16 protein-coding genes are annotated in these 15,643 nt (G+C 38.5%); 7 read left to right on the forward strand and 9 right to left on the reverse strand.

Annotation, left to right across the window (positions count from 1 at the left end):
- Positions 1-10: 10 nt before the first annotated feature.
- From H0184_RS03840 to H0184_RS03865, 6 genes are all read right to left on the reverse strand, one after another.
- Complete coding sequence (locus H0184_RS03840) at positions 11-778, reverse strand: PP2C family protein-serine/threonine phosphatase (RefSeq protein ID WP_221821342.1); 768 nt, start codon at positions 776-778, stop codon at positions 11-13.
- A gap of 394 nt (positions 779-1,172) precedes the next feature.
- Positions 1,173-2,573, reverse strand: coding sequence for a decarboxylating NADP(+)-dependent phosphogluconate dehydrogenase (gene gnd / locus H0184_RS03845; RefSeq protein ID WP_221821344.1), 1,401 nt, complete (start codon positions 2,571-2,573; stop codon positions 1,173-1,175).
- Positions 2,574-2,650: 77 nt separating this feature from the next.
- Positions 2,651-3,997, reverse strand: a complete 1,347-nt coding sequence (locus H0184_RS03850; RefSeq protein ID WP_221821346.1) for a GntP family permease — start codon at positions 3,995-3,997, stop codon at positions 2,651-2,653.
- Between the two features lie 21 nt (positions 3,998-4,018).
- A complete protein-coding gene (gntK, locus tag H0184_RS03855; RefSeq protein ID WP_221821348.1) occupies positions 4,019-5,560 on the reverse strand; it encodes a gluconokinase in 1,542 nt (513 codons plus the stop codon).
- Positions 5,553-6,290: a GntR family transcriptional regulator gene (locus H0184_RS03860; RefSeq protein WP_221821350.1), complete on the reverse strand. Its 738-nt coding sequence runs from the start codon at positions 6,288-6,290 to the stop codon at positions 5,553-5,555. Before H0184_RS03860 ends, gntK begins: the two co-directional genes overlap by 8 nt.
- A gap of 243 nt (positions 6,291-6,533) precedes the next feature.
- Positions 6,534-7,253: a VCBS repeat-containing protein gene (locus H0184_RS03865; RefSeq protein WP_221821351.1), complete on the reverse strand. Its 720-nt coding sequence runs from the start codon at positions 7,251-7,253 to the stop codon at positions 6,534-6,536.
- A gap of 185 nt (positions 7,254-7,438) precedes the next feature.
- On the opposite strand from H0184_RS03865, the gene H0184_RS03870 reads away from it, so the two are divergent.
- A complete protein-coding gene (locus H0184_RS03870; RefSeq protein ID WP_221821353.1) occupies positions 7,439-7,930 on the forward strand; it encodes a hypothetical protein in 492 nt (163 codons plus the stop codon).
- Positions 7,931-8,046: 116 nt separating this feature from the next.
- On the forward strand, positions 8,047-8,514 hold the full coding sequence (locus tag H0184_RS03875; RefSeq protein WP_221821354.1) for a GNAT family N-acetyltransferase: 468 nt from the start codon (positions 8,047-8,049) through the stop codon (positions 8,512-8,514).
- 112 nt (positions 8,515-8,626) lie between these two features.
- Here the strand turns inward: H0184_RS03875 and H0184_RS03880 are convergent, their stop codons facing one another.
- Positions 8,627-9,451: an aldo/keto reductase gene (locus tag H0184_RS03880; protein WP_221821357.1), complete on the reverse strand. Its 825-nt coding sequence runs from the start codon at positions 9,449-9,451 to the stop codon at positions 8,627-8,629.
- A gap of 347 nt (positions 9,452-9,798) precedes the next feature.
- Here H0184_RS03880 and H0184_RS03885 point away from each other — a divergent pair, with 347 nt between their 5' ends.
- Positions 9,799-10,539, forward strand: coding sequence for an HAD family hydrolase (locus tag H0184_RS03885; RefSeq protein ID WP_221821360.1), 741 nt, complete (start codon positions 9,799-9,801; stop codon positions 10,537-10,539).
- A 113-nt stretch (positions 10,540-10,652) separates the two neighbouring features.
- On the opposite strand, the gene H0184_RS03890 is transcribed toward H0184_RS03885, so the two are convergent.
- Positions 10,653-11,219 carry a hypothetical protein gene (locus tag H0184_RS03890; RefSeq protein ID WP_221821363.1) on the reverse strand — a complete coding sequence of 189 codons (567 nt, stop codon included), beginning with the start codon at positions 11,217-11,219 and terminating at the stop codon, positions 10,653-10,655.
- Positions 11,220-11,353: 134 nt separating this feature from the next.
- Here H0184_RS03890 and H0184_RS03895 point away from each other — a divergent pair, with 134 nt between their 5' ends.
- A complete protein-coding gene (locus H0184_RS03895; RefSeq protein ID WP_221821366.1) occupies positions 11,354-12,070 on the forward strand; it encodes a 3-ketoacyl-ACP reductase in 717 nt (238 codons plus the stop codon).
- A gap of 815 nt (positions 12,071-12,885) precedes the next feature.
- Positions 12,886-13,182 carry a DUF3243 domain-containing protein gene (locus H0184_RS03900; protein WP_221821369.1) on the forward strand — a complete coding sequence of 99 codons (297 nt, stop codon included), beginning with the start codon at positions 12,886-12,888 and terminating at the stop codon, positions 13,180-13,182.
- A 63-nt stretch (positions 13,183-13,245) separates the two neighbouring features.
- Here H0184_RS03900 and H0184_RS03905 read toward each other — a convergent pair whose 3' ends face one another.
- Positions 13,246-14,478 carry an aminopeptidase gene (locus H0184_RS03905; protein ID WP_221821371.1) on the reverse strand — a complete coding sequence of 411 codons (1,233 nt, stop codon included), beginning with the start codon at positions 14,476-14,478 and terminating at the stop codon, positions 13,246-13,248.
- Positions 14,479-14,661: 183 nt separating this feature from the next.
- Between H0184_RS03905 and H0184_RS03910 the strand changes: the two genes are divergently transcribed.
- Positions 14,662-15,159 carry a CBO0543 family protein gene (locus H0184_RS03910; protein ID WP_221821373.1) on the forward strand — a complete coding sequence of 166 codons (498 nt, stop codon included), beginning with the start codon at positions 14,662-14,664 and terminating at the stop codon, positions 15,157-15,159.
- Entirely contained in the window at positions 15,156-15,626 is a 471-nt protein-coding gene (locus H0184_RS03915) for a CBO0543 family protein (protein WP_221821375.1), read from the forward strand. Before H0184_RS03910 ends, H0184_RS03915 begins: the two co-directional genes overlap by 4 nt.
- Positions 15,627-15,643 lie beyond the last annotated feature (17 nt).

Consider the following 15,643-nt stretch of genomic DNA (forward strand, 5'->3'; position numbering starts at 1 on the left):
ATCCCCATCCTTACAAAATTTTAATAAGCAGCACCGTGATGTTATCAGTTTCCTTCCTTTGCTTATTAAGTTCTACCAATGCTTTTGCCTTTTCTTCCATAACACCTTCATTGACCAAAACTTGTGGTGAAAATGAATGATAAATCTCGTTCTCCGTAATCATATGACGAAAACCGTCCGAACACAGCATATATACTTCACCTGGAACAGGTGTACCTTGAATAAACTGTGGTTCCACTATTCTTGATGCACCGATACACTGCAAAAGAACATTCCTTCTTGGATCTAACTTGGCTTGTTCAGGAGTTAACACTCCACTTCTGACATCTCTTCCTACGACTGTTTGATCCTCCGTTAAAACCTCAAGTTTATGTTGTATACGATAAACTCTTGAATCCCCAACATGACCTATCAACATGAACTTAGAATCTATTAAAAGCAAGGCTGTCCATGTTGTTCCAAGCTGAACATTATTATTCCTGCCATATTCAGCTATTTTCTGATTTTGCTCTTGAATCAGCTGCTCCCACCGATACTGGATGTTACTAAGCTCATTTTTAGCAAGATAGGCTGGCAGCTCCTCATCAAACCAATCAGAAAAAGTATTGACTACAGAGGCACTGGCCACTTCGCCCTTAGAAAGTCCGCCCATTCCGTCACAGATGAGTGCTAAAACAACCATGCCGTGAGAAGTTTCTGCAACCTTTAAACATAAGCTGTCTTGATTTGTTTGTTTCGAAATTCCTATATCTGTATATACTGCAGTTAAGACTTCCATCCTCTTACCTTCCTTATGTAAATAAGTATTCAAACTGTATATAAGTATTCAAACCATTACCTTATAATTCTCCTAAAATATGGGTATAAACTAGTAAATTATCTATCTAGCAATTCATTGGCGGTGTACGGAACATTAGTCCCTAACATTTCTAAAAAAGGTATATTTTACCACAATACACACAATAGTATAACAAATAGATTACAACATATGACAATAATTTGTCGATTTTATCTTACTAGAAAAAACTTACAACGGGTATGTCTTATGCTGGAATTAATCATAAAAACCCATTCCGGCAAAAGCCAGAATGGGTCCTATAGTCTATCTAAAGCAAGAAGTTATGGTCCATTAGGAGCATCTATACAATTGGTGTCTCAAACACATCCACGGTTTACCAGTTTGTGTGAAAGACTCCTGTTAGATCGTTGCGTTCATAGGTATGTGCTCCGAAGTAGTCACGTTGTGCTTGGAGCAGGTTAGCATTTGAGTTGCCTCTTCGATAACTATCAAAATAGGTAAGAGAAGCACTTAAGCATGGAAATGAAATGCCTGAATTGATTCCTTCAACTACTACTTTTCGCAAGCCCATTTGGTAATCAATCACCTTCTCAGCAAAATATGGAGAGATTAATAGATTAGCTAGGTTTTGATCTGCTGAGTAGGCTTCACTTATGACATTTAAGAATTCTGCACGAATGATACAGCCGCCGCGGAAAATCAGCGCAATATCTTTTAACGGCAATTCCCAGCCGAAGTTTTCGGACGTCATTTTATATTGAGTAAATCCTTGTGCGTAGGCGCATACTTTTCCCATATATAAAGCCTGCCTGATGTAGTCAATCCACTCGTTTTTATCCAATTGGTTCTGCTCAGTCTTAAGGCCTGTTAGGATTGATTGTGCCTGTACTCGTTCTTCTTTTAATGCAGAGATGTATCGGGCAAATAAAGACTCTGTAATAATTGATGCTGGGATGCCGTTATCGATAGCTTGGATACTGGTCCACTTACCAGTGCCTTTTTGGCCCGCCTTATCCAAAATCACATCAATGAGCGGTAAACCTGTGATTTCATCCTTTTTTCGTAAAATTTCTGCCGTAATCTCGATTAAATAACTTTTCAGCTCACCTTGATTCCAGGTATCAAAAATGTCGGCAATTTCCTCAAGTGGCAACTCCAATTTTTCACGTAAGAATGTGTAAGCTTCGGCGATGAGCTGCATATCAGCATACTCGATCCCGTTATGTACCATTTTTACAAAGTGACCGGCACCTTTTGGACCCATATAGGCACAGCAAGGAACACCATCCACTTGAGCTGCTATTTTTGTAAGAATAGGGGCTGCTTTTTCATAGACGTCTTGGTCTCCGCCCGGCATGATTGAAGGTCCCGTTAATGCACCCACCTCGCCGCCAGAAATCCCGATTCCCAAATACCCAATTCCTTTAGACTTTAACTCATCGTATCTGCGTTCTGTATCTTCGTAATGGGAATTACCGCCATCCATAATCACGTCGCCTTCTTCAAGGTGCGGGACTAACGACGCAATCACCGAATCGATTGCTTTGCCGGCAGTCACCATCATAAAGACTTTTCTTGGAGTCTCTAAAGACTGTACAAAATCTTGTATTTCGTAATAAGGAGTAATGCTCTGTCCATCAAGCTTTTCTACAAGCTGATCCGTTAAATCCCTTGTGTAATTATAAACAGCCACTTGTTCCCCTTTATTCGCCATATTTAAAGCGATATTACTTCCCATAACTCCTAAACCAATAACACCAATTGTATTTACCATTTATTTTTACTCCCTTTATTTAAGATGAATAGGCAGTAGAACCCCATATATCTCGCGGTTATACTGCCCTGAAAGTTTTATACAAATAAGCTTAGTAGTAAAATAAATCCTAAACCAGCTACTGAAATAATCGTCTCAAGCAGCGTCCAAGTAGCAAATGTTTCTTTCATGCTTAAGCCAAAGTACTCTTTAAACATCCAGAAACCAGCATCGTTTACGTGTGACAGAATAACACTTCCTGCACCTGTTGCAAGAACGACCAGTGCCAGGTTAACATCACTTTGACCTAACATCGGAATCACTAAACCAGCTGTTGTTAATGCCGCTACGGTTGCAGATCCTAATGCAATACGTAAAATGGCTGCAATCGTCCATGCAAGGATGATCGGCGAAATAGCAGTACCTTTGAATAATTCCGCTACATAATCACCTACGCCGCCGTTAATTAATACTTGCTTGAAGGCACCGCCGCCCCCGATGATTAATAACATCATACCAATGTGCAGAATCGCTTGTTGACAAGACTCCATAACATCCTTCATCGGAATCTTTCTTGCAATACCCATTGAATAAACAGCAAATAATAGCGAAATCAACATCGCCGTACCCGCATCACCGATAAATCGGATAACAGCTAATACGGAATTATCTTCAAAGCCCATCGTTTTTTGAAGCAAAGTAATAATCGTTGCAATCGACATTAAAATAACAGGTAGTAAAGCAGTGAAAACACTGATACCGAATTTAGGTGTATCTTCGAGTTTAAATGTTTTTAGTTCACCTAATGAGGCAATGCTGCCCATTTTAGTAAAGGATTCTGGTACAAGTTTTCTCGCAATCTTTGTGAAAACTGGCCCGGCTAAGATAACAGTAGGGACAGCAACAATGAAACCATAAAGTAATACTTCCCCAATGTCAGCACCAAGTTCACCAGCAATCGTTGTTGGTCCTGGGTGCGGTGGCAAGAAACCGTGTGTAACAGATAAAGCGGCTGTCATCGAAATACCAAGTGAAAGAATAGAAACTTTTAATTCTCTTGAAATCGCAAAGACAATTGGAATCAATAATACTAAACCTACTTCAAAGAATAACGCGATACCGATAATGAATGAGGCAACAACAACTGCCCATTGTGTATTTTTTTCACCGAATTTTTTTACAAGCGTCATCGCAATTCGCTGCGCACCGCCTGAATCAGCGATTAACTTACCAAGCATCGCTCCAAGTCCAAAAATCAAACCAATGTGACCAAGTGTTCCGCCTAATCCGGCTTCAATAGTTTTTACCACTTCTTCTAATGGCATTCCAAGGGCTAACGCAACACCAAACGATACGATAATTAATGAAATAAAGGTGTTTAGTTTCAAACCCATGATTAAGATAAGTAAGGCGATAATTCCTATCGCGACGATAACTAATGGCATGTTAATTCCTCCGTGATTGTTCTAGTTATGTGGTGTAAGCTTTCGTTGATAATTGGCTATCATTGAGTAATCTTCTTCTAATACTCTTGATAAGTGAATAAAGATTGGCAGCAATTGCCTGTATTCTTTTGCAGCAGCTTCTTCAGGTGAATGTGTAAATGTACTGCCAACCATGTCAGAAACAACTTCAAATGAATCGATTTTTCCTGTTGCATAAAGCCCTAAAATACAAGCGCCCAGGCAGGAACTTTCGTAGCTTTCGGGAACAACAACCTCCGATTCAAAGATATCGGACATCATTTGCCGCCAAACCTCCGACCTTGCAAAGCCTCCCGTCGCTTGAATTCGGGTAACAGGAGCTTCCATACATTCCGTTAAGGCTAGAAAAACAGTATATAAATTGTAAATAACTCCTTCTAACGCTGCTCGAATCATATGTTCTTTCTTATGTGACAGTGTTAAACCGAAGAATGAGCCGCGTACGTCTGGATTCCATAATGGCGCTCGCTCACCCGCAAGGTAGGGGTGGAATAACAACCCATCTGCCCCTGGCCTTACTCGTTCTGCAATTTTGGTTAATACTTCGTACGGATCAATTCCTAGTCTTTTTGCGGTTTCTACTTCTGAAGAAGCAAATTCATCCCGAATCCAGCGAAGCACCATTCCGCCATTGTTTACCGGGCCGCCAATCACCCAATGCTTTTCCGTTAACGCATAGCAGAAGATTCTTCCTTTTTCATCTGTTTGCGGCTTGTCAATAATCGTTCGAATCGCACCGCTTGTCCCAATCGTGACAGCGATTTCGCCTTTTCCAATCGCATTGACGCCGAGATTAGAAAGGACGCCATCACTGGCACCGATGATAAAAGGAGTTTGTGGATCGATACCAAGTTGTTTGGCGATGTCAGGATCACAGTTGGTGAAAGTTTGCGTTGTAGGAACGAGTTCAGATAATTGATCACGCGTCACACCGGCGATAAGTAATGCTTCTTCATCCCAATCCAAGTTTTCCAGATTCATCATGCCCATACATGAGGCAAGGGAATGATCGACTACATATTGATTGAAGAACTTTTTAAAAATAAATTCTTTAATTCCGATATATTTTTTCACTTTGACAGCGATCTCAGGAGTGTCATGAGTGATCCACGTAATTTTGGTTAATGGTGACATCGGGTGAATCGGAGTTCCAGTCTTTTTGTAGACTTCATGTCCGTTCAACTCATCCTTTATTTTATGCGCCCAAGCTTCACTGCGATTATCCGCCCAGGTGATACATGGTGTCAGGTGCTGGTCGTTCTCATCCATCGCAATGACACTATGCATCGCACTGCTAAATGAAATGAAGGAGGGCTTTTTATCATAATGACGTTTTGTTATAGCGGAAATCCCTTGTAACACAGCTTGATAAATCTCATTTGGATCTTGTTCAGCTGTCGACATATCCGGTGTGTAAAGTGGGTATCCATGATTTTCTACCTGAATGACTTCCCCTTTTTCCGTAAATAATACCGCTTTGGTACTGGTTGTACCGATATCAACGCCTAACATGTAGTTAGTCATTTTTTTGTACAGCTCCTTTAGCTTGCATTTGTTGCGACATCCATAGGTCATCTACTGTTCCTTGAACTTGAACGTCATCGAAGTTTAGATGCAGTGATTCAAGCATGAGGTTTCGATCTTTGGATTCAATCGCTTCTATATAAATCTCATGATTTCTAATAACCCTTGTAAAGTCTTCATATTCTTCTTTTACACGCAACCGCATCGACAAAAGAATTAAGCATTCCATAACAGGCTTTAGATTATCCCAAATCATCAGCATATAGGAGTGGTTAATCGACCGAATAATACTTTCATGAAACAAGACATCCTGTAAGGCAAATTCATCTGCATCACGATATTTTATCGCGACCTTCATCATTTCTAGTATTTTACTAAGCTCTCTTGCTAGTTTTTCTGTATCCATTTTAATAATCCGTTCAAACACAAACGTTTCAATGAGCAGGCGAACATCATAGATCTCTTGTATTTCTTTTTCAGTTAACCCAATCACCTCGGCACCCATTCTTCCTAAACGAATGAGATTTTCAGAAGCTAGTATTTTTAATGCTTCACGAATAGGTGACCGGCTCACGGCATAATTCGCAGCTATTTTATTTTCAGATAAGATGGTGCCGCTTTCAATTACCCCTGAAATAATACGCATTCTAAGCTCACATGCTACACGTTCACCAGCCGAAGCTTTTAAAAGAAACTTTTGTGGATAATGAAATTCCTTTGATTCTATCATTCGTTCACCTTCTTTTTTGTAATACAAGGATACTTGTATACAAGTATTATAAACGAGATTGCTATGATTGCAAACGCTTTTCAATTTCCATTTTTTGATAATGTATAGGTCTTGGCGTACTTTTGGGCTATATTACTGTAGTTTCTTTATTTCCAAAACCAATCTAAAAAGCCGAAAATAGGCAAGGTAGAATAACCTCGAATATCTCCGGCCGATTAATTTAAATACATCTCCCCTGCTATTCTAATACCCGTAAATAGCTGCATTCTGATTTTGTAAAACAAACCGATTATTGTTCCATCCTAATGTGTTCAAAACATACCCTAAAGAATCTGCATTATATCTTCCTGCAATTTTTTGATACGCCAATAGCTCATACACTTTATTAGAATCAAAATCAACAGGATATAAGCCGCTTAACGGATTTACAAAACCAGTAATCGGGCTTTTCAGTTTTCCGTTTGCATCATAGATTTCGTTTAAATAGTCAGCATCTCTTAATGAAATATCAATCAAGTACTTTTTATTATTGACCCTGCTCACTACCTCCACTTTATAATGGTCTTGATACGTGACCTCATATTGATACTGCTGATTATAGACATTGAAATCAAATAGCAATTGCGGATTATTTTCCACAAAGGAATAAATGTAATGATACATGATTCCCCCGCTGCCGCCTGTAGCAATACTTATTAAAATATCCTCTACTCCATTGCCAGTAAAATCTCCTAAAAATATCGCAGGATTGTAGCCGGCATTTTTACGCAGCGGAACACTTTTCACCCCGCCAGTCCTTCCATCTTGAACATGCAGAGTGATATTTTGAGTAAATGGACTATCTGGAGTCTTTATTCCGGTTAAATAGACAGTATCAGGTACTGTATCCCCCGTAACATCACCACGTGCAAACGCAACAATACTTGGCTGATTTATATTTGTCCTAGAATAATAATTAAACATAACCTACTCCTTTTTACGGTGACGACCATCATTTTTACTGGACTTCATAATGTAATATCTAAACTTCAGTGTCATAAAATTTTATAAGGCCATCTGAATGTAATTAAAATAGTATACGCTCTCGCCACTCGAAGTTTCCGAAGGATTGGTTTTCGTTCATGAATCATCATAATGGAGGGGAAAAAATGAAGAAATACGCTTCTTTCTCTGGTACAGTTACCATGATCCAGGATCATTTTGTAAGTTCTGATGAGGAGTTAAATGGATGTTTTAAACTAATGTCCTTATTAGGAGAAGATGGTTCCATCATAAATTTCGTGATAAGTCCAACCACCTATTTCCTAGACCGTGTAGTAGTTTCAGTGGGAGACATTGTAACGGGATATTATGATGTCAATGTACCCGTTATCCTTATATACCCGCCACAATATCAAGCACTCATCATCGTAAAAAATAACCCTTATCAAAATGTAAAGGTAGACTACTTTAACAGTCAGCTCGTAAGTAGTGATGGTCAATTACGACTGAATCTCTCTCCTTATACTCCGATTCTATTACAAAACGACCAGCCCTTTACACTTAGTCCTGCCAACCGAAACCTTCTTGTTGTATATGGTACCGCCACATTCAGCATTCCAGCCCAAACGACTCCCTATAAAATCATTGTATTGTGTTAGAAGATGAATATCGATGTTTTTCAGGAGAATAATTTGCCGAAAAATGCGGAAGGTAATTTTCACCCAAAACGAGAATTATTAAAGGATTTGTAAAATTTAGATTAGAGGGAAATGAAATGATCATTTTAAAAGAAGTAAATAAACAAAACTGGTTGGATATTATCAGAATGAGCAGTGCGGAAGATCAAAAAAACAGAGTATTCGAGAAAACGATTGCCTCAAATTGTTTATCCTTAGCGCAAGCCAGCATAGAAGAGAATTGGACAGTGAAGGCGATTTACCAAGGTGACACGCCAATCGGCTTTACCATGTATGGGTATTCGGAAGAACTTTCTGGCTATGAAATATGTAGAATTATGATAGATTACAAGTTTCAAGGAAATGGCTATGGTAAGCAAGCATTACTCTTAGTCATTCAAGAAATGGTGAATCAATACCAGTGTGAAGAATTATTTATATGCTTTGGTCCTGAAAATGAAAAAGCAAAACAACTTTATTTATCAGTTGGTTTTAAAGATACGGGGAAAGTCATAAAGGCTGTTGAAGATGAATTAATCTACTCTATTAATGTTAAAAATTCATAATCCCAATGAAAAGGAATCCGTTCCAGTAAGAATGGATTCCTTTTCACGTCGACAGGGACAGTTCTCATGGTCTTTTTAGACCAGAAGAACCGTCCCCGCGGCTTCCCACGGCTTATCGAACATGCATGTCGTTTGGATGTGATCCTCTGCGTCGATTGCGGTTTAGTTTATTGATTTGGTCCATTTCATCCGCACTTAGTTCGAAGTCGAATACGTTAATGTTTTCTTCGATTCTTGATGGTGTAACGGATTTCGGGATGACGATGGTGTTGTTTTGTAAGTGCCAGCAGAGTACAACTTGAGCTGGAGATTTGCCACGAGCCTCAGCAATTTTTTGAATGACTTCGTCCTGCAGCACTTCTCCTCCCTGATCAAGAGGACTCCACGCTTCTAGAAAGATATTATGTTTGGCACAAAACTCTTTTAATTCATTTTGAGCCAGGTATGGATGACACTCAACCTGGTTCAGCACAGGCACAACTTCACATTCTTTTAAAATGCGCTCTAAGTGCTCAATTTCAAAGTTACATACTCCTATTGCCTTCACACGGCCATCGTGATAAAGCTTTTCTAACGCCTTATAGGTATCAACGTATTGATCAAAGTTAGGAGTTGGCCAGTGTATTAAATACAAATCAACATAATCTAGTCCTAATCTTTCTATGCTTTCATCGAATGCACGTAAGGTTTTTTCATAGCCTTGGTCACTGTTCCAAACCTTCGTTGTAATAAATAACTCTTCACGAGGAAGTGAAGAATCAGCAATCGCTCTACCCACGCCTTTTTCATTCTTATAAATCATTGCGGTATCAATAGAGGTGTAGCCAACTTTTAAAGCGATCGATACTGCCTCTGTCGCTTGGTCGTCCGGAACCTGCCAAACACCAAAACCTAGCTGCGGCATTTTTAACCCGTTATTTAGAGTTACAAAGTTCATGCTCCATTCTCCTTTACAATTGATATGTATTTACCCTTTTAGGTTTATATCGTATCATACCTGTTAATTTATTTACTATTTTTTGCCTTTCTATTCATTAGGATTCTATGCTTAAACGCCGAGCATTTAGAAAACGGTGGAAAAAATGCATGTGTCTAACCTTATAAAACACGCTATATGTGAGTTCTAGGATATAATACCCGACATGATTTAATCCAAAAAAATGATGTATTACACTATGGTTCATACATAAGAACCAATTTTAAAATGGGAAATGCTGTTTTTATCATTGATATCATGATTACCCATATAATTAGGTTACACCACTAATTAAGGGGGAATTGGTTATGAATCAACAAACCTTAATATTGGACCTGGATGATACTCTAATCCACTGTAATAAATACTTTGAGAAAGCTAAAAACGAATTCGCTAAGAAAATAAAAAATTGGGTAAAAGCACCATCCGAAGAAGAAATAAAACAAAAGCAATTAGAAATCGATTTAAAAGGTGTCGAGATATACGGCTTACTTTCGGAAAAATTTACTGAATCGCTTGTGGCCACCTATTTTTACTTTTGTCAAAAGTATGGTAAGGGAATAAAGGCAGATGAAATCGAACAAGTACGAAGGATTGGAACCAATGTTTTTGAAAGGGAAGTGGAGCCCTTTCCACATATGTATGATGTCCTGAACAAGTTACAAGATGACGGCCATCAACTTTACTTATTCACGGGCGGCGATGTAAAAAACCAAAGCAGAAAGATTCTTCAATTAGGTTTAGGAGCTTACTTTGATGATAGAGTGTTTATTTCTCAACATAAAAACAACAAAGCTTTACAAAAGGTTTTAAATAAGATTCCTGCTAATAAGAACTCCATTTGGATGATAGGCAATTCACTTAAAACAGATATACTGCCCGCATTAGAATTAGGCATAAATGCGATTCATATTCCATCTGAAATCGAGTGGAGCTACAATATTGTGGATATAGATATGGAGAAAAAAGGGACTTTTGCTGAACTCCCTTCACTGCTTGATTTGCCCGTATTTTTTAGAGAATACGTTTTTTACAATGAAGCAATGTGATCAATTAGAAACGACTAATCTACAAAGGATTAGTCGTTTCTAAGATTATAGACTTCAAATTTTCAAAGTACTGCTATCATTACTATTACTAGTATTCTTAGGTAAGCTACACTTTAGGAATTGCCCCCATTTTTTACTCTTAGAATAAATTTTGTAAACCAATATGAACTAACTACGATGACTATATCTATAAGGAAAAGGTAAAATTGATTCATTCCTTTTCTAAATTCTACAAACCCCATATATTGTTCAATAGAAGCAAAAATGAAAGCAAAGCATGCACTTACAATCAATGTATATAAATAGAAGTTTTTTTGTTTATTCGTACAGTATTGATAAAGAAGTAGGAAACCAACTGGCAGCACAGAAGCTGTCATATTGGCTGCGTTTGGCAAACTGGGTGTTAAAAAGTAATGGTGTACAAAGTAACCGTTTCTACCAAGCGCGATATCAATATAAGTCCAGAGAATATGTATCGTATAACCAAAGAAAAACAACTCAAATATCCTTTTTCGGTCAACTGTAAAAAACAAAACGAGCAGAGGAATGACTAGTAAAGCTAAAACCACCCAAAATTGCCACGTTCCTAAATGGGAAAATTCTTTCCAGTAATCTGAATAAAGAGCATTTACATCAGTATTTTTCTGATAGATGAGATCCCAATACTTCTTATATTCCATAAGTTCCCCCCCAGTCTAACCCTATTATTTTGTGCAGAATTTTAATTCTTATGTATAGCTTAATGTCATGTATTTAAAAAATATGGAGATAATACCAGTGCAATACCTCAATCGTAATCATAGGGAGTGTACAGATGATTTCACTAAAAGGGAAGAACGCGATTATTACAGGAGCTGGCAGAGGAATTGGCCGAGCTGCGGCCATTGCATTAGCCAAAGAAGGAGTAAATCTAGGATTAATTGGCTTAAATATGTCTAACCTTGAAAAAGTAGCAGCTGAGCTAGCTTCATACGATGTCAATGTTTCTGCAGCAGCGGCCGATGTTGCCGATCTTACATCCGTTCAACACGTGGTAGAGCATATCCAATCAGACCTAGAGTCTATTGATATTTTAATTAATAACGCAGGCATTGCTAAATTTGGCGGCTTTTTAGAGCTGTCCCCCGAAGAGTGGGAAAGCATTATTCGAGTAAACGTAATGGGTGTCTATAATGTTACTAGAGCGGTCTTGCCTGGGATGATTGAAAGAAAATCTGGGGATATTGTTAACATTTCATCTTCTGCCGGCCAAAAAGGAGCCCCTCTTACAAGTGCCTATAGCGCTTCTAAGTTTGCTGTTCTAGGACTCACAGAATCACTTATGCTCGAAGTAAGAAAACATAATATCCGAGTGACCGCATTGACACCAAGCACAGTTGCTACAGACTTGGCCTACAATACCAATCTGATAACCGGCGACCCAGAAAAAGTCATGCATCCTGAAGATTTAGCGGACCTGATTGTATCAGGCTTAAAGCTTCATCCAAGAGTGGTACTAAAAAGTGCTGGACTATGGTCGACTAATCCATAAAATTAGGGAACGGTTTTCACAGTTTTTAGGTCCACAAGGAACCGTCCCCATGGTTTTCCTAGGATTATTTTCTCGATTAATTTGATAAAGGAAGGGTATTATTAGGGTGAGGTGATAAAAATGAAAGTTACATTTACACTAGATGCAAGACAGCATCTTCTAAACCAACTTGGTGATGAGCCAACTGTTAAACTTCTTGAAATCCGAACTACTGGTTGAGGTGCCACCTATGAGTACGAACTTGCTCAGGTTGAGCAGGTAAACGATGAAGAAGTTTTTAATGTCGATGGAATCACAATTTTGATTGACCCATTGGTGGTTAGTCATCTAGATGAAGATATCGTCATTGACCATAAAAAAAATTATGGATTTATTCTCAAAAATAATTATGAAATTTTAACTTTTGGGATGAAGTTTAGTAAGAAATCCTAAGGCAGTAAAAAGCCACTGTTCCATACCTGGAGCAGTGGCTTTTTTGTCTATTTTGTATTTCAACAGATAGGTGACTTCGACAAGAGCAGCTAATATATCTTCCAATCAAACGTTTGATTAAAAGTGCATAAAACCCTTATAAAAAACAATCCTGTCTTATTTCCGAAGAAATATTTTGTCGAGGATTGCTTGTAGCTTGGTTTCACAATACATGATAAGCACCTGAAATTATACAATTTAGGACTGGAAATGACATAGACACCGCGAAGTGTGTTCTAGAGGCTAAAATGCTGCTAGAACCATTATAGGAATTTATTAAAGGTTTTATGTAGAACGATACAGGGAATGTAAAGGACAAGCACATTAATAAAGGAGTGATTTTCATGGACAAACAGTTAGATGAGAACAAAATAGAAAACCAAGTTTACAAAAATGGAGATGTACTAACAAGTTTTGGCGAGTTCAAAGAATATCTTAGCGGGAAGGTCAGCTTGGGTAAAAAGCTAGGTATGGATGAAGAGCAGTTAGCCAACTCTGCTCAGAAATTGGCCGATTACCTTGCATCACAGGAACCGCCAAGGAACTCCGAGGAGCATTTATTGCAACAGCTTTGGAAAGTGGGAACCGAGGAAGAACAGCATACACTGGCTCATATGCTTGTCCGTTTAGTGCAGCAATAACAACTTTGGGGACGGTTTTTACAGCTAACAACAGCTGCCAAAACCATCCCCATTGTCATAATCTTATGCCCAATTTCCATTTCTAAACAATGGAACTTTTCTTCCATCATGATATTCAGCTTCAATCTCTAGATCGGCTGATCCAATCATAAAGTCAGTGTGTCCGTTGCTATGGTTGATTCCTTTATCTTCATATTCATCCAAGCTGATATTCTTTGCGTCATGAAGTGCCATGGAAATCGCGTTTCCAATAGCCAGGTGGCACGATGCATTTTCATCAAACAAGGTATTATTAAAGATGATTCCAGAATTCGAAATCGGTGAATCATGTGGGACGAGCGCCACTTCACCTAGGTATAACATCCCTTCATCCATACTAACCAACTGTTTTAAAGTCTCGTATCCTTTTTCTGCAGAAAAATCCACCACTTTTCCATCCTTAAAAGTCAGAGAAAAGTTTTCGATTAAGTTTCCTAAGGCAGATAATGGCTTTTTACTTGCAACAGTACCGTTAACTCCATATTTATGTGGAGTCGTAAACACTTCCTCTGTTGGAAGATTTGGAATATAGGTGGTGCCAAAAGTAGAAGGATGTCCGCCGCCGACCCATTTATGGTCTGGATGTAGGTCGATGGATAGATTTGTTCCTTTTGATTTATAATGGAGCGTCTTAAACTTTTGTTCATTCAGATAATCCACTTTTTTTGTAAGAGTTGCTGAATGTTCCTCCCACGCTGCGATGGGATCTGGCTGATCGACTCTGACCGTTTTAAAAATGGCTTCCCATAAAGCAGCAACTGCTTCCTCTTTATTCAAATCAGGGAATACACTGTTTGCCCAGCCTTCCGTTGGCACACCGATAATCGCCCAAGGCACATCACCTTTTAATCTCTTTTGAGACAGGGTTTGTAATTTCTCAGCCCCATTTTTTTGAACAAACATAATTCGTTCAGGCGGAATGTTGGCATACGCACTTGGGTCAGTACCAGCAATATACAGCATACAGTCATTCTGATCTGCCAGGCTGTTGAACTTTTCAATCTCCCACGGCTGGATGAAATCCTTTAACACTTCCTCAGATGCGTTTAAATAATGAATTCGATTTAAATCTGTGTCAACCCAGTCGACAAACACTCGTTTACATCCATGTTCATACGCATATTTCGTGACTCTCCGTGTGAAATCAGCACTTTCAATAGGAGAATTAATCTGTAATCTCTGACCCTTTTGAATGTTAAGTCCGATTTTGACCACAAGTTCTGCATATTGATCTAATTTTTCTTCAAAACTTTTCATGTTTAGCCTCCTAAAAATAAAATAGACCCACGAGTTTATTATAAATCATCTTACGATATGTCGCTTACTATGAATTCTTTATAGAAAATAAACAAATAAATAAAATGACCTTACAATTTCTATTTGTTACCAAGTTGGTTTCCAATTTTCTAATAGAAATAAATCTTGGGGGGAGTTTTTGACATGCGAATGGAGCATTTCATCCTGCTTTTAATGTGGCTGTTTGGCTTTATTGGCTTCATTCTGTTTATTCCAAAGAAAGATTGGCGCAAGGGATTCTTGGCATTTATGATGTTTCATGCCATTATCTGGCTTTGTGATATGCCTGCCTTTAAATATGATTTATTAAGAGCACCTGTACGTGAGCTGCCAAAAGCGGCAGACCTTCCCCTTACCATTGATTACTTTTTTTACCCTGTATTGTTTTCAATCTTTTATGTCCATAGGAGAGTAAACGGCAGTCCAGGATCTAGAATAACCTATTTTTTGGTTTGGGTTTCTGCCGCTTCCTTGCTTGATATTGTGATCGAAAGGTATACGGATTTATTGGAATATGAGTTTTTGACGTGGTATGGGATGTGGATGTACATAGGGTTTCTTTTTTACATCAGTCAAGTCTGCTGTAATTGGTTTTTTAAGGACAAAGCCAAGTTTTTAGGCGGAGCGGTGGGGAACGAATGAAAATTGAATGGTGGCTGTTAGTATCTGTGTACGTAGTGGCAACTGGAATTCTTTGTTTTATACCTAAGAATAAAATCCGCCTGGGTGTTGTTGCTATTTTGTTCCAACAGATGATTACGTTTCTTATAGGATTAGTGGTTGTAGAGTTTGGACTGCTTGAATATCCTGTCCGATTCTTCGCGTCTATCAACCGGACGAGCTTCACTTTTGAATATTACGCTTTTCCAGTCGTATGTGCTGCCTTTAATGTCTGGTATCCCAATCATCGTAGTATTCTAATCCAATCGGGTTATTACGCTGGTTTTAGTTCTGTATTGACGTTTGCTGAAGTTTTGATTGAAAAGTATACCGATCTCATCACCTACTTACATTGGGAATGGTATATTTCTTTGATTTCGATATTTCTTGCTTTATTGATCGCACGTTTATTTTGTGTCTGGTTTTTCGCAAAAGAGGGAGGATTCTAGCAGCTAGAATCCTCCCC

Source organism: Neobacillus niacini, assembly GCF_019749295.1.
Taxonomy (GTDB): domain Bacteria; phylum Bacillota; class Bacilli; order Bacillales; family Cytobacillaceae; genus Neobacillus; species Neobacillus niacini_D.